The sequence below is a fragment of the Kitasatospora sp. MBT66 genome (assembly GCF_000710405.2).
Lineage (GTDB): Bacteria > Actinomycetota > Actinomycetes > Streptomycetales > Streptomycetaceae > Kitasatospora > Kitasatospora purpeofusca.
Map to the genome: position 1 here is coordinate 1,001,188 of NZ_JAIY01000006.1, position 21,700 is coordinate 1,022,887.

23 protein-coding genes are annotated in these 21,700 nt (G+C 70.6%); 1 reads left to right on the top strand and 22 read right to left on the bottom strand.

Features of this window, described 5'->3' with window-relative positions; genetic code table 11:
* Positions 1 to 59: 59 nt before the first annotated feature.
* Together BI06_RS16835 and BI06_RS16840 are read right to left on the bottom strand one after the other, a co-directional pair.
* Positions 60 to 710, bottom strand: coding sequence for a response regulator transcription factor (locus BI06_RS16835; RefSeq protein WP_030392775.1), 651 nt, complete (start codon positions 708 to 710; stop codon positions 60 to 62).
* Positions 707 to 1,918 carry a sensor histidine kinase gene (locus BI06_RS16840; RefSeq protein WP_030392776.1) on the bottom strand — a complete coding sequence of 404 codons (1,212 nt, stop codon included), beginning with the start codon at positions 1,916 to 1,918 and terminating at the stop codon, positions 707 to 709. The genes BI06_RS16835 and BI06_RS16840 overlap by 4 nt, the downstream gene beginning before the upstream one ends.
* Before the next feature lie 156 nt (positions 1,919 to 2,074).
* On the opposite strand from BI06_RS16840, the gene BI06_RS16845 reads away from it, so the two are divergent.
* Complete coding sequence (locus tag BI06_RS16845) at positions 2,075 to 2,671, top strand: hypothetical protein (RefSeq protein WP_051741133.1); 597 nt, start codon at positions 2,075 to 2,077, stop codon at positions 2,669 to 2,671.
* Between the two features lie 70 nt (positions 2,672 to 2,741).
* Here the strand turns inward: BI06_RS16845 and BI06_RS16850 are convergent, their stop codons facing one another.
* The 20 genes from BI06_RS16850 to rho all read right to left on the bottom strand — a co-directional run.
* The gene (locus BI06_RS16850; RefSeq protein WP_043468866.1) at positions 2,742 to 3,314 is read right to left on the bottom strand and encodes a cob(I)yrinic acid a,c-diamide adenosyltransferase; all 573 of its coding nucleotides are present in this window, start codon (positions 3,312 to 3,314) and stop codon (positions 2,742 to 2,744) included.
* A gap of 22 nt (positions 3,315 to 3,336) precedes the next feature.
* Complete coding sequence (locus BI06_RS16855) at positions 3,337 to 3,837, bottom strand: DUF2550 domain-containing protein (RefSeq protein ID WP_030392779.1); 501 nt, start codon at positions 3,835 to 3,837, stop codon at positions 3,337 to 3,339.
* Between the two features lie 147 nt (positions 3,838 to 3,984).
* Positions 3,985 to 4,368 (bottom strand): F0F1 ATP synthase subunit epsilon, encoded by a 384-nt coding sequence (locus BI06_RS16860; RefSeq protein ID WP_030392780.1) that lies wholly within the window; start codon positions 4,366 to 4,368, stop codon positions 3,985 to 3,987.
* Positions 4,369 to 4,554: 186 nt separating this feature from the next.
* Positions 4,555 to 6,000: a F0F1 ATP synthase subunit beta gene (atpD, locus tag BI06_RS16865; protein ID WP_030392781.1), complete on the bottom strand. Its 1,446-nt coding sequence runs from the start codon at positions 5,998 to 6,000 to the stop codon at positions 4,555 to 4,557.
* A 2-nt stretch (positions 6,001 to 6,002) separates the two neighbouring features.
* Positions 6,003 to 6,914, bottom strand: coding sequence for a F0F1 ATP synthase subunit gamma (locus BI06_RS16870; protein WP_030392782.1), 912 nt, complete (start codon positions 6,912 to 6,914; stop codon positions 6,003 to 6,005).
* Positions 6,915 to 6,946: 32 nt separating this feature from the next.
* On the bottom strand, positions 6,947 to 8,521 hold the full coding sequence (gene atpA / locus BI06_RS16875) for a F0F1 ATP synthase subunit alpha (RefSeq protein WP_030392783.1): 1,575 nt from the start codon (positions 8,519 to 8,521) through the stop codon (positions 6,947 to 6,949).
* Between the two features lie 155 nt (positions 8,522 to 8,676).
* Entirely contained in the window at positions 8,677 to 9,492 is an 816-nt protein-coding gene (locus BI06_RS16880; RefSeq protein ID WP_030392784.1) for a F0F1 ATP synthase subunit delta, read from the bottom strand.
* The gene (locus BI06_RS16885; protein ID WP_030392785.1) at positions 9,489 to 10,046 is read right to left on the bottom strand and encodes a F0F1 ATP synthase subunit B; all 558 of its coding nucleotides are present in this window, start codon (positions 10,044 to 10,046) and stop codon (positions 9,489 to 9,491) included. Before BI06_RS16885 ends, BI06_RS16880 begins: the two co-directional genes overlap by 4 nt.
* Positions 10,047 to 10,080: 34 nt before the next feature.
* Positions 10,081 to 10,317: an ATP synthase F0 subunit C gene (gene atpE / locus BI06_RS16890; RefSeq protein ID WP_030392786.1), complete on the bottom strand. Its 237-nt coding sequence runs from the start codon at positions 10,315 to 10,317 to the stop codon at positions 10,081 to 10,083.
* Between the two features lie 96 nt (positions 10,318 to 10,413).
* On the bottom strand, positions 10,414 to 11,226 hold the full coding sequence (gene atpB / locus BI06_RS16895) for a F0F1 ATP synthase subunit A (protein ID WP_030392787.1): 813 nt from the start codon (positions 11,224 to 11,226) through the stop codon (positions 10,414 to 10,416).
* 285 nt (positions 11,227 to 11,511) lie between these two features.
* Complete coding sequence (locus BI06_RS16900; protein WP_030392788.1) at positions 11,512 to 11,955, bottom strand: hypothetical protein; 444 nt, start codon at positions 11,953 to 11,955, stop codon at positions 11,512 to 11,514.
* A 285-nt stretch (positions 11,956 to 12,240) separates the two neighbouring features.
* Positions 12,241 to 13,620 carry an MraY family glycosyltransferase gene (locus tag BI06_RS16905; protein WP_030392789.1) on the bottom strand — a complete coding sequence of 460 codons (1,380 nt, stop codon included), beginning with the start codon at positions 13,618 to 13,620 and terminating at the stop codon, positions 12,241 to 12,243.
* Between the two features lie 160 nt (positions 13,621 to 13,780).
* A complete protein-coding gene (gene glyA, locus BI06_RS16910; protein ID WP_051741134.1) occupies positions 13,781 to 15,055 on the bottom strand; it encodes a serine hydroxymethyltransferase in 1,275 nt (424 codons plus the stop codon).
* A 144-nt stretch (positions 15,056 to 15,199) separates the two neighbouring features.
* Positions 15,200 to 15,823 carry a protein-tyrosine-phosphatase gene (locus tag BI06_RS16915; RefSeq protein WP_233290170.1) on the bottom strand — a complete coding sequence of 208 codons (624 nt, stop codon included), beginning with the start codon at positions 15,821 to 15,823 and terminating at the stop codon, positions 15,200 to 15,202.
* A 47-nt stretch (positions 15,824 to 15,870) separates the two neighbouring features.
* The gene (locus BI06_RS16920) at positions 15,871 to 16,518 is read right to left on the bottom strand and encodes an L-threonylcarbamoyladenylate synthase (RefSeq protein WP_030392792.1); all 648 of its coding nucleotides are present in this window, start codon (positions 16,516 to 16,518) and stop codon (positions 15,871 to 15,873) included.
* Between the two features lie 154 nt (positions 16,519 to 16,672).
* Positions 16,673 to 17,539 carry a peptide chain release factor N(5)-glutamine methyltransferase gene (prmC, locus tag BI06_RS16925; RefSeq protein ID WP_030392793.1) on the bottom strand — a complete coding sequence of 289 codons (867 nt, stop codon included), beginning with the start codon at positions 17,537 to 17,539 and terminating at the stop codon, positions 16,673 to 16,675.
* A gap of 59 nt (positions 17,540 to 17,598) precedes the next feature.
* Positions 17,599 to 18,675 (bottom strand): peptide chain release factor 1, encoded by a 1,077-nt coding sequence (gene prfA / locus BI06_RS16930; protein WP_030392794.1) that lies wholly within the window; start codon positions 18,673 to 18,675, stop codon positions 17,599 to 17,601.
* A gap of 143 nt (positions 18,676 to 18,818) precedes the next feature.
* Complete coding sequence (gene rpmE, locus BI06_RS16935; protein ID WP_030392795.1) at positions 18,819 to 19,040, bottom strand: 50S ribosomal protein L31; 222 nt, start codon at positions 19,038 to 19,040, stop codon at positions 18,819 to 18,821.
* Between the two features lie 188 nt (positions 19,041 to 19,228).
* A complete protein-coding gene (locus BI06_RS16940) occupies positions 19,229 to 20,380 on the bottom strand; it encodes an LCP family protein (protein WP_063794979.1) in 1,152 nt (383 codons plus the stop codon).
* A 147-nt stretch (positions 20,381 to 20,527) separates the two neighbouring features.
* Positions 20,528 to 21,700: transcription termination factor Rho (gene rho, locus BI06_RS16945; protein ID WP_063794980.1), on the bottom strand; the 1,173-nt coding region annotated here is incomplete at its 5' end.

The window sequence follows — 21,700 nt, forward strand, 5'->3', positions numbered from 1 at the left end:
GTGATCTGCGACAGACCTGAGCGGGCGAGAAGGTCAGCTGATCGGATCGATCGGACCGGTCAGATCATCAGCCCCAGATCCTGGGCCAGGATCGCCGCCTGCACCCGGCTGCGCAGCCTCAGCTTGGCCAGGATCCGGCTGACATGGGTCTTGGTGGTCGCCTCCGCCATCTCCAGCCGCCCGGCGATCTCACCGTTCGACAGCCCGGCGCCGATGCAGGCCAGCACCTCCCGCTCGCGCGGCGTCAGCCCGGCCACCGCCTCCCGGACCTCCGGCCCCACCTGCCGCTCCGGGCGGGCGAATGTCCCGATCAGCCGGCGGGTCACCGAGGGCGCCAGCATGCCGTCCCCGCGCGCCACCGTGCGGATGCCGTCGACCAGGGCGTCCGCCTCCAGGTCCTTCAGCAGGAACCCCGCCGCCCCGGCCCGCAACGCGCCGTAGACGTACTCGTCCAGGTCGAAGGTCGTCAGCACCAGGACCTGCGCCGCCCCGGCCGCCACCACCTGGCGGGTCGCCGAGACCCCGTCCAGCCGCGGCATCTGCACATCCATCAGGACGACGTCGGGCCGCAGCTCCAGCGCCAGCCGGACGGCCTCCTCGCCGTCCGCCGCCTGGCCGACCACTTCCAGGTCCGGCTCGGCCCGCAGGATCATCACCAGCGCCGCCCTGACCGCCGCCTGGTCCTCCGCGACCAGCACCCGGATCGTCATGACCGTCCCGCCCCCTTCTCCGTCGTCTGCTCCCTCGGCAGCACCGCGCGCACGCTCCAGTTCCCGTCCCCCGGCCCGGCCTCGAAGCTGCCGCCCAGCAGCGAGGCCCGTTCCGCCATCCCGACCAGCCCGGCCCTGGCCCCCGGCAGCGCCTGCCCGGCCCCGCTCCGGAACGGGCTGTCCACACTGATCCGCAGCTCCTCGACCCGGAAGTCCAGCAGTACCCGGACCTCCCCCGGGCCGGCGTGCTTGAGCGCGTTGGTCAGCGACTCCTGCACGATCCGGTACGCGGCCAGCCCGACCGGCACCGGCAGGACCCCGCGCTCGCCGCACTCCGTCAGCTCGAAGTCCAGTCCGACGTCCCGCCCGGCCGCCCGGGCCTTGGCGAGCAGCGCGTCCACCGCCGACAGGTCCGGCGCGGCGTACGACTCGTCGGCCTCGCCGCCGCCGCTGTCCCGCAGCAGCCCGACGATGCGGCGCATTTCGGCCAAACCCTGGACGCTGTTCTCCCGGATCACGCCGAGCACCTCCAGCACCGGATCGTCCGCCGGCCGGCCCTGGCGCCGCGCCAGCGACTGCGCGCCGGTCGCGTGGATCGCGATCGCCGACAGGTGGTTGGCCACCACGTCGTGCAACTCGCGTGCCATCCGCGCCCGTTCGGTGACCACCGCCTCGCGCCGGTCCATCTCCGAGAGCAGCGCGGTCTGTTCCGCCCGCAGCCGCTGGGACTCCGCCTCCTGCCGGTGCTTGCGCACGATGTCGGCGCTCCACAGCGGGCCCAGGAAGACCAGGGTGGTGATCACCGCCACCGCGACCGCCGTACCGGTGTCGCTGTAGACGAAGCTCAGGGTGCTCAGCACCAGGACCGAGGCGATTCCGCTGATGTGCAGGATCGGCGACATCCGCCGGGGCCCGTACACCACCGCCGCGTAGAGCAGGTCGGTGTACATCATGGTGGTCGCCAGCAGGGCGCCGGAGAAGATGCTCCCGGCGAAGACCAGCCCGCCGAGGACGGCGATGGTGATCGGCCTGGTCCGCCGGACGAGTTCCAGGGCCGCCATCGCCAGCAGTGCAGGCAGCACCTGCCAGCGGGGGATGGCCGAGGAGTGGTCGTACACCTGGAAGGCGATCAGCAGCAGTCCGCCGAGCAGCCCGGCCAGCGCGATCGAGGCATCGACCTGCCGTGGGGTGGGTGTGGGTCTGCGCACGCCCCCATCAGATCATCCCCGGCCCCGCGGCCGACTCCGGAGGCGGGAGGAGCGCCGCTACATCGAAAGATGCAGGGCGGGTCCGTCCTCGCCGACGACGCGAGCGAGGGGGTGCCGCGGGGAGGCTGGAGGCGTCGTCGAGAACTGGAGCGCCTCATGATCGTCACCCTTGTCCTCGCCGCCGAGGTCGCCTTCTGGGTGGTTCTCGCGCTGGGCCTGGCCGCCCGCTACCTGCTGCGGTGGCAGAAGGTGAGCACCGTCCTGCTGGTCGGGCTGCCCGTGATCGACCTGGCGCTGTTCCTGCTCACCTTCTTCGACCTGCGCGGCGGCGCCACCGCCTCCTGGACGCACGCGCTCGCCGCGAGCTACCTGGGCTTCTCGGTCGGCTACGGGCCGTCCGTGGTCCGCTGGGCCGACGGGCAGTTCCTGCACCGCTTCGGCGGCGGCCCGAAGCCGCTGCCCGCGCCCAAGTACGGCACCGCCCGGAGCCGGCACGAGTGGGCGATCTGCCGGCGCACCCTGATCTCGGTGGCGATCACGCTCACCCTGATCACCTCGCTGAAGCTGTTCACCGACGCCACCGGGACCGGGGTGTTCGACCAGTGGTACTGGCGGCTGGGCATCGCCGCCGTGGTGAACCTCGTCATCGCCACGAGCTACACCCTCTGGCCCAAGCAGCCGCCGGCCGGCGCGATCGTCGAGGACGGCCGGGTCGTCGGCCGGAGCGTCCCCGAGCGGGCGAACCACTCCTAGGACAGCGACGGCGGGTGCGGGTGCGGTGGACCGAACGGGAGACGGTCCACCGCATCCGCGCGCGCTCGCCTCAGCGGTTCTCGCCCGGCACCCAGAGCACGTCGCCGCGCTCCTTGTTGGCGGCCCGGGCCAGGATGAACAGCAGGTCGGACAGCCGGTTGAGGTACTTGGCGGTCAGCGGGTTGACGGTGTCCCCGTGGGTGTCGATCGCCGCCCAGGTGGCCCGCTCGGCCCGCCGCACCACGGTGCAGGCCAGGTGCAGGTACGCGGCGCCCGGGGTGCCGCCGGGGAGGATGAAGCTGCGCAGCTTCTCCAGCTCCGCGAGGTAGTGGTCGCAGTCCGTCTCCAGCTTGTCGATGTAGGACTGCTCGACCCGAAGCGGCGGGTACTTGGGGTCGTCCACCACCGGGGTGGCCAGGTCGGCACCGACGTCGAAGAGGTCGTTCTGCACCCGGGTGAGCACCGTGACCACGTCGGCCGGCAGCGCGCCGGCCGCGATCGCCACACCGATCGCCGCGTTCGCCTCGTTGGCGTCGGCGTAGGCGACCAGGCGGGGATCGGTCTTGCTCGTGCGGCTCATGTCACCGAGCGCCGTGGTGCCGTCGTCGCCGGTACGGGTGTAGATGCGCGTCAGATTGACCATGCGGCCACCCTAGCCGGGCCGGTTAGGCGACGTTGACCCTCTGCCCGGGCGGGGCCGCTTCGAGCCAGGCGAGGAAGCCGGTGAGCGCGTCCTCGCTCATGGCGAGCTCCAGCGGGGCGCCCTCGTGCAGGCAGCGCAGCACGACCGAGCCGGAGAGCAGGGCGAGCTCCTCCTGCCCCTCCGGGTAGCGCCGGCCCAGCACCTCGATCTCCCGGCGCGGCAGCACCTTGCGGGGGCGCGGGGCGTAGGAGAAGACCCGGAACCACTCGATGGAGTCACCGCTGTACCGGCCGATACCAAAAACCCACCCCTTGCCGTCGGTCTGGGGAACCGGGGCCGAGGTGGGTTTGCCGTTCTCGTCGAGGTCGGGCTGCGTGGAGGCGTCGACCGGCATTTTGAGCCGGTAACTGCAGTCGAACGTGCCGCCGACCCGCTGGATCACACGGCGGCGTACCGCGAACGCGACCAACCCGATCACTCCGAGCGCCACGACCGCCGCACACACCACAAGGGCGAGGACCATGCTCACCTACCTCCTCGCTACCCGCGTTCCCCGTTCGGCCGTACCAGGCGACCGCGTTGACCTACCAACTGAGACGACAGTCCCGGGGTCACGCTCACGCGTCCCCGGGACCGTCGGTCGACCCCGCTCAGGCGGGGTCCGGCACAATCAGGCGCGGGCCTTGAGGCCGCGCGCCGCGAACAGCCGGACCTCGGCACGCCGCTCGGCGTGCTCGTCCAGGTCGGACTTGGCCTTGTCCAGTGCGCGCTCGGCGCGCGCGACGTCGATCTCGTCCGCCAGCTCGGCGATCTCCGCGAGCAGAGACAGCTTGTTGTCGGCGAAGGAGATGAAGCCGCCGTGCACCGCAGCGATCACGGTGCCGCCGTCCGTGGTGCGGATGGTGACCGGACCGGTCTCCAGCACGCTCAGCACCGGGGTGTGACCCGGCATGATGCCGGTGTCACCGGAGGCCGTACGGGCGACGACGATGGTGGCCGCACCGGACCACACCTTGCGGTCGGCTGCGACCAGCTCGACGTGCAGCTCAGCCAACGTGGGCTCCTAGGCTCATGCAACCCCCGATTACTCGGGAGTTTCGGTAAGAATAACGGGCCCGCGCCCCCGGCATGAAACCGGCGGCACGGATTTGACCGGAATCACAGCCGATGCGACGCGAGGGGTGGGTCCCAGGGCTGGGGCCCACCCCTCACGATCACGCTCGGCTGCTACCGGCCGCGACTACTTCTTCGCGAGCTCGGCGGCGTTGCGCTCGAGGTCCTCGATGCCACCGCACATGAAGAACGCCTGCTCGGGAACGGCGTCGTACTTGCCGTCCGCGATCGAGTTGAAGGCCTCGATGGTCTCGGACAGCGGCACGGTCGAACCCTCGACGCCGGTGAACTGCTTCGCCACGTAGGTGTTCTGCGAGAGGAAGCGCTCGATGCGACGGGCACGGTGGACCGTGATCTTGTCCTCCTCCGACAGCTCGTCCATACCGAGGATGGCGATGATGTCCTGGAGGTCCTTGTACTTCTGCAGGATCCCCTTGATACGGATGGCCGTCTCGTAGTGGGTCTGCGCGATGTACCGCGGGTCGAGGATGCGGGACGTGGAGTCCAGCGGGTCGACGGCCGGGTAGATGCCCTTCTCCGAGATCGGGCGCGACAGAACGGTGGTCGCGTCCAGGTGGGCGAAGGTGGTGGCCGGGGCCGGGTCGGTCAGGTCGTCCGCGGGGACGTAGATCGCCTGCATCGAGGTGATCGAGTGACCGCGGGTCGAGGTGATGCGCTCCTGGAGGAGGCCCATCTCGTCGGCCAGGTTCGGCTGGTAGCCCACCGCGGAGGGCATACGGCCGAGCAGGGTCGACACCTCGGAACCGGCCTGGGTGAACCGGAAGATGTTGTCGATGAAGAGGAGCACGTCCTGCTTCTCGACGTCACGGAAGTACTCCGCCATGGTCAGCGCGGAGAGCGCGACCCGCAGACGGGTGCCCGGCGGCTCGTCCATCTGGCCGAAGACCAGCGCGGTCTTGTCCAGAACGCCCGAGTCGACCATCTCGTCGATGAGGTCGTTGCCCTCACGGGTACGCTCGCCGACGCCGGCGAAGACCGACACACCACCGAAGTTCTCGGCGACGCGGTAGATCATCTCCTGGATCAGAACGGTCTTACCGACACCGGCACCACCGAACAGACCGATCTTGCCACCGGTCACGTACGGGGTGAGGAGGTCGATGACCTTGATGCCGGTCTCGAACATCTCGGTCTTGGACTCGAGGTCCTTGAAGTCGGGGGCCTTGCGGTGGATCGGCCACCGGACCTGGACCTGCGACTCGAACTCGTCCTTGTCGACGTTCAGCACCTCACCGAGGGCGTTGAACACCTTGCCCTTGGTGATCTGGCCGACCGGCACCGAGATGGCGGAACCGGTGTCGGTGACCTGCGAGCCACGGACCAGGCCGTCGGTCGGCTGCATCGAGATGCCGCGGACCAGGCCGTCGCCGAGGTGCTGGGCGACCTCGAGGGTGAGGGTCTTCTTGCCGCTGCCGTCGGGGTTGTCCACCTCGACGTGCAGGGCGTTGAACATGTTCGGGATCGCGTCGACGGGGAACTCCACGTCGACGACCGGGCCGATGACCCGCGCGACGCGGCCCGTCGCCGTGGTCGGCTCAACAGTGGTAGTCATACTCATTCGCTCCCGCGGCTCGCGTCAGCGAGCGCGTTCGCGCCACCGACGATCTCGCTGATTTCCTGGGTGATCTCGGCCTGGCGGGCCGAGTTGGCAAGCCGCGTGAGCGACTTGATGAGCTCGCCGGCATTGTCCGTCGCGCTCTTCATCGCGCGGCGGCGGGCGGCGTGCTCGGAGGCGGCCGACTGCAGCAGCGCGTTGTAGATCCGGCTCTCCACGTACCGCGGCAGCAGCGCGTCGAGGACGCCCTCCGCCGACGGCTCGAAGTCGTAGAGCGGGAAGATCTCCTTGGCCGACGACTCCTCGCTGACCTTGACCTCGTCGAGCTTCAGCGGCAGCAGCCGCGCGTCGACGGCGGTCTGCGTCAGCATCGACTCGAACTTGGTCGAGATCACGTGGACCTCGTCCACCCCGCCGGTCTCGGCCGTGAAGGCCTCGATCAGCGCGGCCGAGACGAGCTTGGCGTCGCCGTAGGTCGGCTTGTCCGAGAAGCCCGTCCACGACTCCGCGACCGCGAGGTCACGGAAGCCGTAGTACGAGACGCCCTTGCGGCCGACGGCGTACGTCACCACGTCCTTGCCCTCGGACCGCAGACGCTCGGCGAGCGCCAGCGAGGCCTTGATGGCGTTGGACGAGTAGCCGCCCGCCAGACCGCGGTCCGCCGTGATCAGCAGGACTGCGGCACGCGTGGCGTTCGGGTTCTCGCTGGTGAGCGGGTGCTTGGCGGTGGACCGGGTGGCCACTGCCGTCACCGCCCGGGTGAGCTCATCGGCGTACGGGGTGGAGGCGGCCACCGCGCGCTGCGCCTTACCGATGCGCGCCGCGGAGATCATCTCCATCGCCTTGGTGATCTTCTTCGTCGCGGTGACAGAGCGGATCCGGCGCTTGTAGACCCGAAGCTGTGCTCCCATGGGTCGTTACGTCCTTTCCCTCGCTACCGGACTCAGGCCTGCTCGGAGAGCAGCTTGCCGTCAGCGGTCTGGTAACCCTGCTTGAACTCGCCGATGGCGGCGGTCAGCGCGTCGACGGTGCCGTCGGCGAGCAGACCGGTCTCGACGATGCCCGCGAGCAGGTCCTTGTGCTGCAGGCGCACGTAGTCCAGGAACTCGCGCTCGAAGCGGCGGATCTCGGCGACCGGGACGTCGTCCAGCTTGCCGGTGGTACCGGCCCAGATGGAGACGACCTGCTCCTCGACCGGGAACGGCTGGTACTGGCCCTGCTTCAGCAGCTCGACCATGCGCGCACCGCGCTCCAGCTGGGCCTTGGAGGCCGCGTCCAGGTCGGAGCCGAAGCCGGCGAAGGCCTCCAGCTCACGGTACTGGGCGAGGTCCAGGCGCAGACGGCCGGCGACCGAGCGCATGGCCTTGATCTGGGCGGAGCCACCGACGCGGGAGACCGAGATACCGACGTTCACGGCCGGGCGGATGCCGGCGTTGAACAGGTCGGACTCCAGGAAGCACTGGCCGTCGGTGATCGAGATGACGTTGGTCGGGATGTACGCCGACACGTCGTTGGCCTTGGTCTCGATGATCGGCAGACCGGTCATCGAGCCGCCGCCCAGCGCGTCGTTCAGCTTCGCGCAGCGCTCCAGCAGACGGGAGTGCAGGTAGAAGACGTCGCCCGGGTACGCCTCGCGGCCCGGCGGGCGGCGCAGCAGCAGGGAGACGGAACGGTAGGCCTCGGCCTGCTTCGACAGGTCGTCGAAGATGATCAGGACGTGCTTGCCGTCGTACATCCACTCCTGGCCGATGGCGGAGCCGGTGTACGGAGCCAGGTACTTGAAGCCGGCCGGGTCGGAGGCGGGAGCGGCCACGATGGTGGTGTACTCCAGCGCGCCGGCCTCCTCCAGGGCGCCGCGGACGGACGCGATGGTGGAGCCCTTCTGGCCCACGGCGACGTAGATGCAGCGGACCTGCTTCTCCGGGTCGCCCGAGCGCCAGTTGTCACGCTGGTTGATGATCGTGTCGACAGCCACCGCGGTCTTGCCGGTCTGGCGGTCGCCGATGATCAGCTGGCGCTGGCCGCGGCCGATCGGGGTCATCGCGTCGATGGCCTTGATGCCGGTCTGCAGCGGCTGCTTGACCGACTTGCGGGCCATGACGCCCGGGGCCTGCAGCTCCAGGGCGCGACGACCGGTGGCGGCGATGTCGCCGAGACCGTCGATCGGGTTGCCCAGCGGGTCCACAACGCGGCCGAGGTAGTTGTCGCCGACCGGCACGGAGAGGACCTCTCCGGTGCGGCGCACCGTCTGGCCCTCCTCGATGCCGCCGAACTCACCGAGGATGACGACACCGATCTCGCGGGTGTCGAGGTTCAGCGCGAGGCCGAGCGTGCCGTCCTCGAACTTCAGCAGCTCGTTCGCCATGACCGAGGGCAGGCCCTCGACATGCGCGATGCCGTCCGCCGCGTCAGTGACCGTGCCGACCTCTTCCACAGAGGCGGCGTCCGGCTGGTACGACTGGACAAAGTCGGCCAGCGCGTCCCGGATCTCCTCCGGACGGATCGTAAGCTCCGCCATCAGGCTTCCCTGCTCTCCTAGTTTGCGATCCTCGGCCCGCCATTGAGGGCCGCAAGTGCTCGACTCTCGGCCGGGTCGTATGAACCGGCCGTACGTTTTGCCGACTCCGGTGGAGCCGGTTTCCCGACCGAGGGTCGGATGTGCTGCTTCGGTGCTCAGCCTTCGAGTACCTGGCGAGCGCCCTCGAGGCGGCTCGACACGGTGCCGTCGATGATCTCGTCACCGATCTGCACCCGGACACCGCCGACGACCTGGGGGTCGACATCGATGTTCAGGTGGACCTGGCGGCCGTACAGCCGGCCGAGGGCGCCCGACAGGCGCTCCTTCTGGCTGTCCGACAGCGGCACCGCGGTGGTGACCTGGGCCACCATGCGATCGCGCCGGGCGGCGGCGAGCTTGGAGTAGGACTCCAGCCCCTGCTCCAGGCTACGGCCACGCGGGTTGTTGACGAGGCTGGTGACCAGCCGCACGGTGCCCGCGTTGGCGCGGCCGCCGAGCAGCTTCTTGATCAGGCCCGCCTTGGCGACGGCGCCGGCCTTGGGCTCGGTCAGCGCGGCGCGCAGCTCGTGCGAGCCGCTCACCACCCGGCCGAAGCGGAAGAGCTCGTCCTCGACGTCGTCCAGGGCACCGGCCCTGTCGGCGGCGATGACCTCCGCGTACGCGGCCAGCTCCTCCACGGCGTCGACCAGGTCACGGCCACCCGACCAGCGGGAGCGGACCAGGCCGGAGACCAGGTCGGCGGTCTCGCCGGAGACCTGGCCGGCCAGCAGCGAGGAGACCAGCTGAGCCTTGTCCTGACCGGACCGGGACGGGTCGGTCAGGACCCGGCGCAGCGAGACCTCGCGGTCCAGCACGGCCGTGACGGCGGTGAGCTCCTCGGCGAGCCGGGCCGCGTCCACCGAGGTGGAGTCGGTCAGGCTCTCGAGGTTCTGCCGCCCGGCGGCGAGGGCCTCACGGCTGGCGCCGATCACTTCGCCGCACCCTGAGCAACGGTGGCCTTGGCCTCCAGCTCGTCCAGGAAGCGGTCGACGACGCCGCTCTGTCGCGCCTGGTCCTCGAGGGACTCACCCACGATGCGGGACGCCAGCTGGGTGGCCAGCGAGCCCACGTCCTGGCGCAGGGCGGCGGTCGCCTGCTTCTTGTCGGCCTCGATCTGGGCGTGGCCGGCGGCGACGATGGCCTCGCGCTGACGCTGGCCCTCCTCGCGCATCTCGACGAGCTGGGCAGCGCCCTGCTCGCGAGCCTGCTCAACGATGCGAGCAGCCTCGTGACGCGCCTCGGCGAGCTCGGCGCGGTACTGCTCGAGCAGGGCCTGCGCCTCGTTCTGAGCGGCCTCGGCGCGCTCCATGCCGCCCTCGATGGCATCCCGGCGCTCCGCCAGCACCTTCTCGATGCTGGGGAGGATCTTCTTGCCGAGGAGACCGAAGACGATGAAGAAGCAGAGCAGGCCGATGATGATCTCGGGCCAAGCGGGGAGGAGAGGGTTCATCTTCTCCTCGGCCGCGAGCTGAGCCGCGATGCTCATATCTGGACCTTCCTCGAATGGGTCTGCGGCGGGATTACTTGTTGCCGAAGACGAACGGCATGACGATGCCGATCAGCGCGAGGGCCTCGGTGAGCGCGAAGCCGATGAACATGTTGGAGCGGATGAGGCCGACAGCCTCGGGCTGGCGGGCCATGGCCTGGACGCCGTTGCCGAAGATCAGACCGACGCCGATGCCGGGGCCGATGGCGGCGAGGCCGTAGCCGATCGAGGCGACGGAACCGTAGACAGTGCCCTCAGCGAGGAAGCTCATTGCAGTTGTCCTTTGCAGGGTGGTGAACCGGTGGTGATTGGCCACCGGGCATTCCGGGAGGTGTGGATCGTGGCGGGCCCGGTGAGGGGCCCGGGCTCAGTGCGCCTCTTCGAGGGCACCGGCGATGTAGCTGCTGGCCAGCATCACGAAGATGTAGGCCTGCAGGAACTGGACCAGCAGCTCGAAGGCGGTGAGGCCGACGGCGACGACGAACGAGGCCGAGCCGTACAGCGCGCCCAGGGTCGGGCTGAGCAGGTACCAGGAGGCGATGGAGAACATCACGATCAGCAGGTGGCCGGCGAACATGTTCGCGAAGGCTCGGACCGCGAGCGTGAAGGGGCGCACGAAGATGTTCGAGAAGAACTCGATCGGCACCAGGATGAACATGACCCAGCCCGGGATACCCGACGGCCAGCAGAGGTTCTTCAGACCACCGACGAAGCCGTGGTTCTTGAAGGTCAGACCCATGTACGTGACCCACACGACGGCCGCGAGGCCGGCCGGGAAGGCGATCGCCGCGGTCACCGGGAACTGGGCGAACGGAATGACCGACAGGATGTTCATCAGCCAGATGATGAAGAACATCGAGACGAGCATCGGGACGTACTTCTCGCCCCGCTTGCCGATCGTCTCCAGCACGATGGAGCGCTTGACGAAGTCGTAGCCGATCTCACCGACCAGCTGCAGCTTGCCCGGGACGAGCTTCGGCTTCGCGAAGGCCGCCCAGAAGAAGCCGATGACCAGGACAGCCACGATCATCGACAGCAGCATCGGCTTGTTGAACTCGAAGCTGCCGATGGTGAAAATCGGCTCGAACTGGAACTCGTTCAGACCCGGGGCCGGGAAGCCGCAGCCAGCGTCCCCGAAGTGGCAACTGCCTGAGGCGAGGGACGTGAGTTCAGCACTCACCACGGACTCCTTCGTCGTGACGCATGGTTACGGCAACCTCGGTGTGTCGGCATGGCCTGGGGCCACGGAGCGGCACTGGAACTTGATGGGTTTCTCGCCGACCCCGCGCGGCAGAGCACTGCACCACAGCGGGATCATCGAAGACTGCGCGGATCCGGGGGGCGATCGATCCGCGGTGCGGATGGACCTGGCCTCTTCCCGTACTCCGTTGTTGCGACGGACGATAGCAGTCCGTCAGTGCGGCATAAACACCGCCCCCCTCGTTGGGGGGACAGTGGGCGGTCGTCACTGTTGACGCCCCTTGTCCGAGGGCTTCTCGGCCTTGTTTTCGGAGGCGTCGGTCTCGACGTAGAAGGTCTTGGCCTTGAGGAAGCCGCGCACCTGGAAGCCCGTCCAGATCAGCACGCAGCCCAGCAGGGTGAAGGCGAAGGCCTGCCGGTTGAAGAGCTCGGTGTTCTTGAAGACCGCCAGCACGATGCCGACCAGCAGGATCTGCGTGGTGTACACCAGCAGCCCGACAGCCATCATCATCTGCGGGTTCGACCTGGTCAGCCGGTCGAGGGCGACCTGGCCGGAGGCGAAGAAGACCAGCACGAGCAGGGCGCCGAAGAGAGCCCCGAGCAGGCCCTTGCCACCCGCGACGGCGAAGGAGATCGCCATCGCGATGACTCCGGCGACCGCAGTGGGGATCGCGGCGCCTCGGAGGATCCGGGCGTCGTTGGACGGCATGTCGGCAGCTCCGGCGGCATGTCGATGTGGCGGGGGGACGGGCACAGAACTCGGTGGGTGATACCGGACCGGAAACCACCGCAGGCCGACCTCTCGACGGCGAGCCCGTCGAGTGGGACCTGCCAGGGACGGAAGTCATCCACCTGTCAGGTCTTTCGGCGTGTTCTCGGTACTCGTGAACGGTATCACAAACTATTTGATGAGAGCTTTACCATGAATGTGTGGCACCTGTCACACCGATGGCCCAAGGGTGCCGCCGATCGGGTGAAGCCACTTGACGCGCCCTCACCTCTCCCAACGGCCGCGGCCGTTGCCGTGTCCGCGGCCGGTGACCGCCGACGATCCCTTGGGCACTCCGCCGAGCAGGCGCTTGTCCTCGGCCGACAGTTCGGCCATCGGCTCGGAGCTCGTACGCCCGGCCGACTCGGCGGTGAGCTCGGAGCCCTCGGTGCTCCCGGTGCTCTCCGCAACCGGGGCGGCGTCGGTCCGGCGCACCGGACGGCGGCGGTAGCGCGGCGGCACGAAGGCCTGCACCGCGCGCGGGGCCCGGGGCCGGAACCGCGGGGTGAGCAGCACCACCAGGCCGACCAGGCAGAGCCCGGCCAGCGTGAGGACGACGGTCCGGCCGGTGTTGGTGACCGAGAAGGCGACGGTCCCGAAGGCGATCAGCGCGGCCCAGAAGTACATGATCAGTACGGCGCGGCTGTGCGAGTGGCCGACCTGGAGCAGTCGGTGGTGCAGGTGCCGCTTGTCGGCGGCGAACGGGGACTGGCCCGCCCAGGTGCGGCGGACCACCGCGAGCAGCAGGTCCGCCAGCGGCAGCGCGATGACCGTCAGCGGCAGCAGCAGCGGGATGTAGATCGGCACCAGGGCGTGCACGGTGGCGGTCTGCGAACCCAGCTCGCTGGTGATGAGGTCGGGGTCGACCCGGCCGGTGATGGAGATCGCGGCGACGGCCAGCATCAGGCCGAGCATCATCGAGCCGGAGTCGCCCATGAAGATCCGGGCGGGGTGCATGTTGTGCGCCAGGAAGCCCAGGCACATGCCGATCAGCAGCACGCTGAACAGCACCGCGGGGGCGGCGTCGGAGATCGTGTAGCCGTACCAGAGCCGGTACGAGTACAGGAAGAAGGCGATCGCGGCGATGCAGACCATGCCGCCCGCCAGGCCGTCCAGTCCGTCGATGAAGTTCACCGCGTTGACCATGACGACGACCAGGACCACCGAGATGACCATGCCCTGGGTCGGACTGACCGCGACCGGCCCGACACCGGGCACCGGCAGGGTGATCACCGTGACGCCCTGCCACACCATCACGCCGGCGGCGATCATCTGGCCGCCCAGCTTCACCAGGGCGTCCACGCCCCACTTGTCGTCCAGCACGCCGAGCAGCCACATGATGCCGGCGCCGGAGAGCAGCGCGCGGATGTCGGTGCCCTGGGAGAACACCTTGCTCAGGTTGTCGAGCTGGGAGGCGACCAGGATGCCCGCGCAGAGTCCGCCGAACATCGCGATGCCGCCGAGCCGCGGCGTCGGCTCGCGGTGCACGTCGCGCGCGCGGACCGGGGGCATCGCCCCCGCCGCGATGGCGAACTTCCGGACCGGGCCGGTCAGCAGATAGGTGACCGCCGCGGTGCAGAACAGCACCAGCAGATACTCACGCACCACTGGCCTCCCGCAGCGCTGTCCGACGGTTGGGTACCGAAGGTACTCCCGTGCCTGTCCGAGGTTCGAGGTGCGTCGCCACGGCACACACCTTATTGAGTCGGACGCCCGGGGCACGCATCGCGGTTCGCCCTACCGGGTAGGAGATTCGGAAGCGCGGTCAGCGACGCCCGGCGAAGGCCCGCGCGAGCTCCCCGACCCGCTCCGCCACCCGGACGTCCGTACCCCCGGCGAGCAGCCGTCCGATCAGGGCGGCGATCTCCGCCAGCTCCGCCTCCCCCATGCCCTGCGTGGTCACGGTGCCGGTCCCGAGCCGGATCCCGGAGGCCTCCGACGGCGGCGCCGGGTCGTACGGCAGCGCGCACTTGCCGAACAGCAGTCCGGCGGCCGCGCAGCGGCGCTCCGCCTCGGCCCCGCTGACGCCGAGCGCGCCGACGTCGGCGGTCACCAGATGGGTGTCGGTCCCCCCGGTCAACGGGCGCGCGCCCACCGCCGCGAGCCCGTCCGCGAGCACCCGTGCCCCGGCCACCGTGCGGTGGGCGTACGCCCGGAAGGCGGGGGTGGCGGCCTCGGCCAGCGCGACGGCCTTGCCGGCCACCTCGTTCATCGCGGCGCCGCCCTGGCTGAACGGGAACACCGCCCGGTCGACCCGCTCGGCCAGCTCGGCGGTGCACAGCAGCAGCCCGCCGCGCGGGCCCCGGAGCAGCTTGTGGGTGGCCGCCACGGTGACGTCCGCGTAGGGCACCGGGGACGGCGCGACACCGGCCGCGATCAGGCCGGTGGTCTGCGCGACGGAGGCCACCAGATAGGCGTCGGTCTCGTCGGCGATCGCCCGGAAGGCGGCCCAGTCGGGGTGCCGCGGATAGGAGATGGAGCCGGCCACGATCGCCTTCGGCCGGTGGCGCAGGGCCAGTTCGCGGACCTGGTCGAGGTCGATCAGCCCGTCCTCGCGGCGCACCCCGTAGCCGACGAAGTCGAACCAGCGGCCGGAGAAGTTGGCCCGCGAGCCGCAGCTGAGGTGGCCGCCGTGCTCCAGCGACATCGCGAGCACCACGTCGCCGGGCCGCAGCAGCGCGGCGTAGGCGGCGAGCATCGCCGCCGTGCCGGAACGCGGCTGGACGTTGGCGTGCGGGGCGGCGAACAGCTCGCGGGCCCGGTCGATCGCCAGCAGCTCGGCGGCGTCGGCGAGCGAGCAGCCGGCGTGGTGGCGGCGGCCGGGGTAGCCCTCGGCGTACTTGTCGATCAGCGGGCCGGTGAGGGCCGCCAGCACGGCCGGGCCGGTGAGGTTCTCCCCCGCCAGCAGCTGGATCGTCTCGGCCCGCCGTTCGGCCTCGGCGGCCATCAGGTCCGCCAGCTGGGGATCGGCCCGGAACAGGGCGGCGGAGAGCGCCTCGGGGGTCTCGACGGGGCCGGTCGCGGCATCGGTGACGGTCATGGCGGGGGCTCCCGGGCGCGTCGGGTCGGATCCCTCCAGCGTAGGACCGCCCCCGCGCCCCGGCACGGCGGCGCGTGCCGGGGTACGCCCGGCCGTACGAAGCGGCGCGACCCGGCCGGCGGTGCCGCGGCGACCGGCTGGCGCTCAGTGCAGCGCGCGGACCCCGGTGAGGGCGGTGACCACCGGGTCGACGGCGTGGAATATCTCCTCGCCGCAGTTGCGGAACATGCCGATCGGCGCGCCGTACGGGTCGTGCAGCTCGTCCGTCTCGGGGTCGGCGGCCAGCAGCCAGCCGCGGAGCGCCGCGGCGGCCCGGACCAGGGCCCGGGCGCGCTCGGTGACGTCGGCGCCGCGGCGCGGGTCGGGCAGGGTGCCCGGGTCGATCGTCCGGACCAGCCGGGTGAACTCCTTCAGGGTGAAGGTGCGCAGCCCCGCCTCGTGGCCCATCGAGATGACCTGGGCCCGGTGGTCCAGGGTCGCGGTGAGCACCAGGTCGGCCTCGACCACGTGCTCGTCCAGCAGTTCGCGGCCGGTGAAGCCGCCGCTGTCGGCGCCGTACTCGTCCAGCACCGTGGCGGCGTGGTCCTCCATCGGCGCGCCGACATGGCCCCAGGTGCCGGCCGACTCGACCAGGATCCGGCCGGCCACCCGGGGGTTCAGCCGGGTGTCCAGCTCACGCCGGGTGAGCCGCTCGGCGATCGGCGAGCGGCAGATGTTGCCGGTGCACACGTACAGGATCCGGAAGTGGTCCAGCGGCCTGGGTCCCACGCTCAGGTACGGCGATATGCCGGGCCCGGCATGGAGGGAGGCGGCCGTCAACTGCCGGCCTCCAGGTCGGGGACGACCTCCCTCAGCTGCTCGACGGAGATCGCGCCGGCCCTCAGCAGCACCGGCACCTTGCCGGTGACGTCGACGATCGACGAGGCCTGGGCGTGGTCGGCGGTGCCGCCGTCCAGGTAGACCGAGATGGCGTCGCCGAGTTGCTGCTGGGCCTCGTCGCAGGTGGCCGGGGACGGGCCGCCGGTCCGGTTGGCGCTGGAGACGGCCATCGGACCGGTGGCGTTCAGCAGCTCGATGGCGACCGGGTGCAGCGGCATCCGGACCGCGACGGTGCCGCGGGTCTCGCCGAGGTCCCAGCGCAGCGAGGGCTGGTGCTTGGCGACCAGGGTGAGCCCGCCCGGCCAGAAGGCGTCGACGAGCTCCCAGGCCTGCTCGGAGAAGTCCGTGACCAGGCCGTGCAGGGTGGTCGGCGAGCCCACCAGGACGGGCGAGGGCATGTTGCGGCCGCGGCCCTTGGCGGCGAGCAGGGCGGCCACCGCCTCCGGGGAGAAGGCGTCCGCGCCGACCCCGTAGAGGGTGTCGGTGGGCAGCACGACGAGTTCGCCGCGGCGGACGGCAGAGGTGGCCTCACGCAGACCGGTGGCGCGGTCCCCGGCATCGGCACAGTCGTAGCGGCGGCTCATCGGTGCGGTCCCCTTCCGGACGGGCTCATGGTGGTGCTGGTGCTGGTACTCGTGGTGGCGCTGGTACTGGTACTCGTACTGGTTCTCGTGCCGGTGCCGGCGGCGCCGCTGCGGCGCCCCGACGTGCCGCGGTGCCCGTCGGTCGCCCGCTCGGTCACAGCGAGGCCTTGCGGGCCGTGGTGAAGCGCGGGCGGTTGTTCAGATCGCGGTGGTCGGCGGTGTCGGTCCAGCCGGCCTCCTCGTTGAAGATCCACGGGACCTGGCCGCCCTGGGTGTCGGCGTGCTCGATCACCACGGCGCCGCCCGGGCGCAGCAGGCGGGCGGCGACGCGCTCGATGCCGCGGATGGTGTGCAGGCCGTCCTCGCCGGAGAACAGCGACATCTGCGGGTCGTGGTCGCGGGCCTCCGGCGCCACGTACTCCCACTCGGTGAGCGGGATGTACGGCGGGTTGGAGATGACCAGGTCGAAGCGGCCGTCCCAGGCGCGGTCGTCCTCGAAGGCCCGGGTGGCGTCGCCCTCGTGCAGGGTGACCCGGGCGCGGTCGGGCGAGGAGCCGATGTTGCGCCGGGTGTAGGGCAGCGCGCCCTCGTCCAGCTCGAAGGCGTGGACGACGGAGCGGGGCAGCTCCTGGGCGAGGGCGAGCGCGATGGCGCCGGAGCCGGAGCAGAGATCGACGACCAGCGGCTCGGCCACGTCCATGTCGCGAACCGCGTCTATGGCCCATTCGACGACCGACTCGGTCTCCGGCCGGGGCACGAAGACCCCGGGGCCGACCTCCAGCTCCAGGTAGCGGAAGAACGCCCGGCCGGTGATGTGCTGGAGCGGCTCGCGGGCCTCCCGGCGGGCCACCGCCTCCCAGTACCGGGCGTCGAAGTCGGCGTCCTTCACGGTGTGCAGCTGGCTGCGCCTGACGTTGTGGACGTGTGCGGCGAGTTCCTCCGCGTCGAAGCGCGGCGACGGCACGCCGGCCGCGGCCAACCGCTGGGTGGCCTGGGCCACCTCGGCGAGTAGCAGGTTCATCCGTACGACCTCTTGCTTCCGCTCTCCGGCCTCGACGTCGGTCCCGCCGCCGCCCGGTGTCAGTTCTGTTGGGCCGCGGCGAGCTTGGCCGCGGCGTCCGCGTCGACGCAGGACTGGATGACGGCGTTCAGTTCGCCGTCCAGCACCTGGTCCAGGTTGTACGACTTGAAGCCCGTCCGGTGGTCCGAGATGCGGTTCTCCGGGTAGTTGTACGTCCGGATCCGCTCGGAGCGGTCCACCGTGCGGACCTGGCTGCGGCGCGCGTCCGAGGCCTCGCGCTCGGCCTCCTCCTGCGCGGCGGCCAGCAGCCGCGAACGCAGGATGCGCATCGCCTGCTCCTTGTTCTGCAGCTGGCTCTTCTCGTTCTGGCAGGACGCCACGATACCGGTCGGCAGGTGGGTGATCCGGACCGCGGAGTCGGTGGTGTTGACCGACTGGCCGCCCGGGCCGGAGGAGCGGTACACGTCGATCCGCAGGTCGTTGGCGACGATCTCGACCTCGACCTCCTCGGCCTCGGGGGTGACCAGCACGCCCGCCGCCGAGGTGTGGATGCGGCCCTGGGACTCGGTGGCGGGGACGCGCTGCACGCGGTGCACACCGCCCTCGTACTTCAGCCGGGCCCAGACGCCCTGGCCGGGCTCGGCGTTGCCCTTGGTCTTCACGGCCACCGAGACGTCCTTGTAGCCGCCGAGGTCGGACTCGTTGGAGTCGATGATCTCGGTCTTCCAGCCGATCCGCTCGGCGAACCGCAGGTACATCCGGAGCAGGTCCCCGGCGAACAGCGCGGACTCCTCGCCGCCCTCACCGGCCTTGATCTCCAGGATGACGTCCTTGTCGTCGTTCGGGTCGCGCGGGACCAGCAGCAGCCGCAGCTCCTCCGTCAGCTCCTCGCGCCGGGCCTCGCCGGACTTCACCTCGGAGAGGAACTCCGGGTCCTCGGCGGCGAGTTCGCGGGCGGCCTCGATGTCCTCGCCGGCCTGGCGCCAGGCCCGGAAGACCCGGGTGATCGGCGTCAGCTCCGCGTAGCGCTTGGCCAGCTTGCGGGCGTTCGCCTGGTCGGCGTGGACGGACGGGTCGGCCAGCCTCGCCTCGAGGGAGGCGTGCTCGACGAGGAGCTCTTCGACTGCCTCGAACATGGGGGTGGCCTTCTTCCCGGGGATCGGTGGGTGGATCTGAGGGGGACCGCGGAGCGCGGAAAGTGCGGGGGACGCGAACGGCGCCGGTCCCCAATGCCCCCGGAACGAGTACGGGGGCACCGGGAACCGGCGCCGAGGGAGCGCTAGGCCTTCGCGCTGTGCTGCTTGCCGAAGCGGGCCTCGAAGCGGGCGACGCGGCCACCGGTGTCGAGGATCTTCTGCTTGCCGGTGTAGAACGGGTGGCACTGCGAGCAGACCTCGGCGCGAATCACGCCGCTGGTCTCGGTCGAGCGGGTGGTGAACTCGGCACCGCAGGTGCAGGTCACGTGGGTGAGCACGTACTCGGGGTGAGCGTTGGACTTCAAGGGGTTCTCCTAGTGTTCGGGAGGGCACCGGGTCGGCGGCGGGGACGCCGCTCGTGAACCGGGACCGACGGACCAGTCTGCCAGGACCGGCCGCTTCTTCCCAAACCGGGGGGCGCTCCGGGATATTCCGGACCCCGGCGGGGGCGGGCCGGGGGTGGGCCGGGACCCGGCCGGGGCTCGCCCGGGGCTCAGCCGTGCCGGGCCGGTGCCGTCGTGGGCGCCGTCGTGGGCGCCTTGCTGGGTGCCTTCGACGGGGCGGTCGCGGGCGCCTTCGCCGGGGCCGTGGGGGTGGCCTGGGCGGGGTTCGAGGGCTGGGCGGCGGTCACGCTCTCGGGGACCGGCCGGTCGGCCTTCAGGGCCGCCCAGAGCTGGTCGGCCTGCGGCTGCAGCTCGACCACCCGGTCCGGGTCGCCGGGGGCGGCCGTCACCGGCAGGGTGACCATGCCGAGCTGGTCCGGCCCGATCCCCTTGAGCTGCTCGCCCAGGCCGACCAGGGAGTTCACCGAGGCGAGCGCGGAGTCGGTGGTGATCGAGCGGGTCAGGGTGTCGCCGACCGACCAGAGCTTCACCGGATTGGTCAGCAGCCCCACGCCGCCGGCCTGCTTGAGCAGCGAGCGCACCATCTGCTTCTGCAGCTCGATCCGGCCGAGGTCGCTGCCGTCCCCCACGCCGTGCCGGGTGCGGACGAAGGCGAGCGACTGCTTGCCGTCGAGGTGGTGCTCGCCGGGCTGGAGGTCCAGTCCGCTGTCCTTGTCGTGGATGGCCACCGTGGTGGTCACGGTGGCGCCGCCCACCGCGTCCACGAGCCGGGCGAAGCCGGCGAAGTCGACCTCGACGTAGTGGTCCATCCGCAGCCCGCTGAGCTGCTCGACGGTCTTGACCGCGCAGGCCGCGCCGCCGGCCTCGTAGGCACTGTTGAACATCGCGCGCTTGGCGGCCGGCACCGCCCTGCCCTGCCGGTCGGTGCACTCGGGGCGCGGGACGAGGGTGTCGCGCGGTATGGAGACCACGTCGGCGCGCGAGTGGTCCTGGTTGACGTGCAGCACCATCGCGGTGTCCGAGCGGGCGGTGCCGCCGGTGTCGCCGCCGGCCAGGTCCGCGTTGCCGCCGTCCCGCGAGTCCGAGCCCAGTACCAGCAGGTTGAACGAGCCGTCGGTGGCCGTGGGCGGGCGGGAGGTGCCGAGCCGGCCGTCGATGTCGACGCTCTTGATGTTGCCGTCCAGCCGCAGGTACGCGTACCCGGCGGCCCCCGCGCCGAGGACGACGAGCGCGACGGACCCGCAGGCGGCCGCGCGCACGAGCTTGCGGCGGCGGCTCGGGACCCTCTTGTGTTCGGCCATACGGTCCAGAATAAATCGGACAAGATGCCTGAAAGAGTCCAGACTGTCCCAAGTCTGGAACAAACCTCCGGAACGAACACCGGCCCGGAATGCGGCGAGCCCCGGGCCGCTCGCGCGGGCCGGGGCTCGTCCGTGTACCGAGGAAGGTCAGTCGCTGGACCCGGGGGTCGTCTTGGCGATCTGCATCAGGAACTCGGCGTTGCTCTTGGTCTGCTTCATCTTGTCCAGCAGCAGCTCGATCGCCTGCTGCGAGTCGAGCGCGTGCAGCACCCGGCGCAGCTTCCAGACGATGGCGAGCTCCTCGCCGCCGAGCAGGATCTCCTCCTTGCGGGTGCTGGAGGCGTCCACGTCGACGGCCGGGAAGATGCGCTTGTCCGAGAGCTTCCGGTCGAGCTTGAGCTCCATGTTGCCGGTGCCCTTGAACTCCTCGAAGATCACCTCGTCCATCCGCGAGCCGGTCTCGACCAGCGCGGTGGCCAGGATGGTCAGCGAGCCGCCGTTCTCGATGTTGCGCGCGGCGCCGAAGAACTTCTTCGGCGGGTACAGCGCGGTCGAGTCGACACCACCGGACAGGATGCGGCCGGAGGCCGGCGCCGCCAGGTTGTAGGCGCGGCCCAGACGGGTGATCGAGTCCAGCAGGATCACCACGTCGTGGCCCAGCTCCACCAGGCGCTTGGCGCGCTCGATGGCCAGCTCCGCGACGGTGGTGTGGTCCTCGGCCGGGCGGTCGAAGGTCGAGGAGATGACCTCGCCCTTCACCGACCGCTGCATGTCGGTGACCTCTTCCGGACGCTCGTCGACCAGGACGACCATCAGGTGGCACTCGGGGTTGTTGTGGGTGATCGCGTTGGCGACCGCCTGCAGCACCATGGTCTTGCCGGTCTTCGGCGGCGCGACGATCAGACCGCGCTGGCCCTTGCCGATCGGCGACACCAGGTCGATGATCCGGGTGGTCAGGATGCCCGGGTCGGTCTCCAGGCGCAGCCGGTCCTGCGGGTACAGCGGGGTCAGCTTGTTGAACTCGGGGCGGCCGCGGCCGCTCTCCGGGTCCATGCCGTTGACGGAGTCCAGCCGCACCATGGCGTTGAACTTCTCGCGGCGCTCGCCGTCCTTGGGCTGGCGCACCGCACCGGTGATGGCGTCACCCTTGCGCAGGCCGTTCTTGCGGACCTGGGCGAGCGAGACGTAGACGTCGTTCTGGCCCGGCAGGTAGCCGGAGGTGCGGACGAACGCGTAGTTGTCGAGGATGTCCAGGATGCCCGCGACCGGGATCAGGACGTCGTCCTCGCCGATCTGCGGCTCGACGACACCGGCCTCGAA

Excerpts from the sequence above, each read along its gene's own strand:
- BI06_RS16835 (WP_030392775.1), bottom strand. The coding sequence starts at position 710 with ATGACGATCCGGGTGCTGGTCGCGGAGGACCAGGCGGCGGTCAGGGCG.
- BI06_RS16845 (WP_051741133.1), top strand. The coding sequence starts at position 2,075 with ATGATCGTCACCCTTGTCCTCGCCGCCGAGGTCGCCTTCTGGGTGGTT.
- BI06_RS16850 (WP_043468866.1), bottom strand. The coding sequence starts at position 3,314 with ATGGTCAATCTGACGCGCATCTACACCCGTACCGGCGACGACGGCACC.
- BI06_RS16855 (WP_030392779.1), bottom strand. The coding sequence starts at position 3,837 with ATGGTCCTCGCCCTTGTGGTGTGTGCGGCGGTCGTGGCGCTCGGAGTG.
- atpD (WP_030392781.1), bottom strand. The coding sequence starts at position 6,000 with ATGACTACCACTGTTGAGCCGACCACGGCGACGGGCCGCGTCGCGCGG.
- BI06_RS16870 (WP_030392782.1), bottom strand. The coding sequence starts at position 6,914 with ATGGGAGCACAGCTTCGGGTCTACAAGCGCCGGATCCGCTCTGTCACC.
- atpA (WP_030392783.1), bottom strand. The coding sequence starts at position 8,521 with ATGGCGGAGCTTACGATCCGTCCGGAGGAGATCCGGGACGCGCTGGCC.
- BI06_RS16885 (WP_030392785.1), bottom strand. The coding sequence starts at position 10,046 with ATGAGCATCGCGGCTCAGCTCGCGGCCGAGGAGAAGATGAACCCTCTC.
- atpE (WP_030392786.1), bottom strand. The coding sequence starts at position 10,317 with ATGAGCTTCCTCGCTGAGGGCACTGTCTACGGTTCCGTCGCCTCGATC.
- BI06_RS16900 (WP_030392788.1), bottom strand. The coding sequence starts at position 11,955 with ATGCCGTCCAACGACGCCCGGATCCTCCGAGGCGCCGCGATCCCCACT.
- glyA (WP_051741134.1), bottom strand. The coding sequence starts at position 15,055 with ATGACCGTCACCGATGCCGCGACCGGCCCCGTCGAGACCCCCGAGGCG.
- BI06_RS16920 (WP_030392792.1), bottom strand. The coding sequence starts at position 16,518 with ATGAGCCGCCGCTACGACTGTGCCGATGCCGGGGACCGCGCCACCGGT.
- prmC (WP_030392793.1), bottom strand. The coding sequence starts at position 17,539 with ATGAACCTGCTACTCGCCGAGGTGGCCCAGGCCACCCAGCGGTTGGCC.
- prfA (WP_030392794.1), bottom strand. The coding sequence starts at position 18,675 with ATGTTCGAGGCAGTCGAAGAGCTCCTCGTCGAGCACGCCTCCCTCGAG.
- BI06_RS16940 (WP_063794979.1), bottom strand. The coding sequence starts at position 20,380 with ATGGCCGAACACAAGAGGGTCCCGAGCCGCCGCCGCAAGCTCGTGCGC.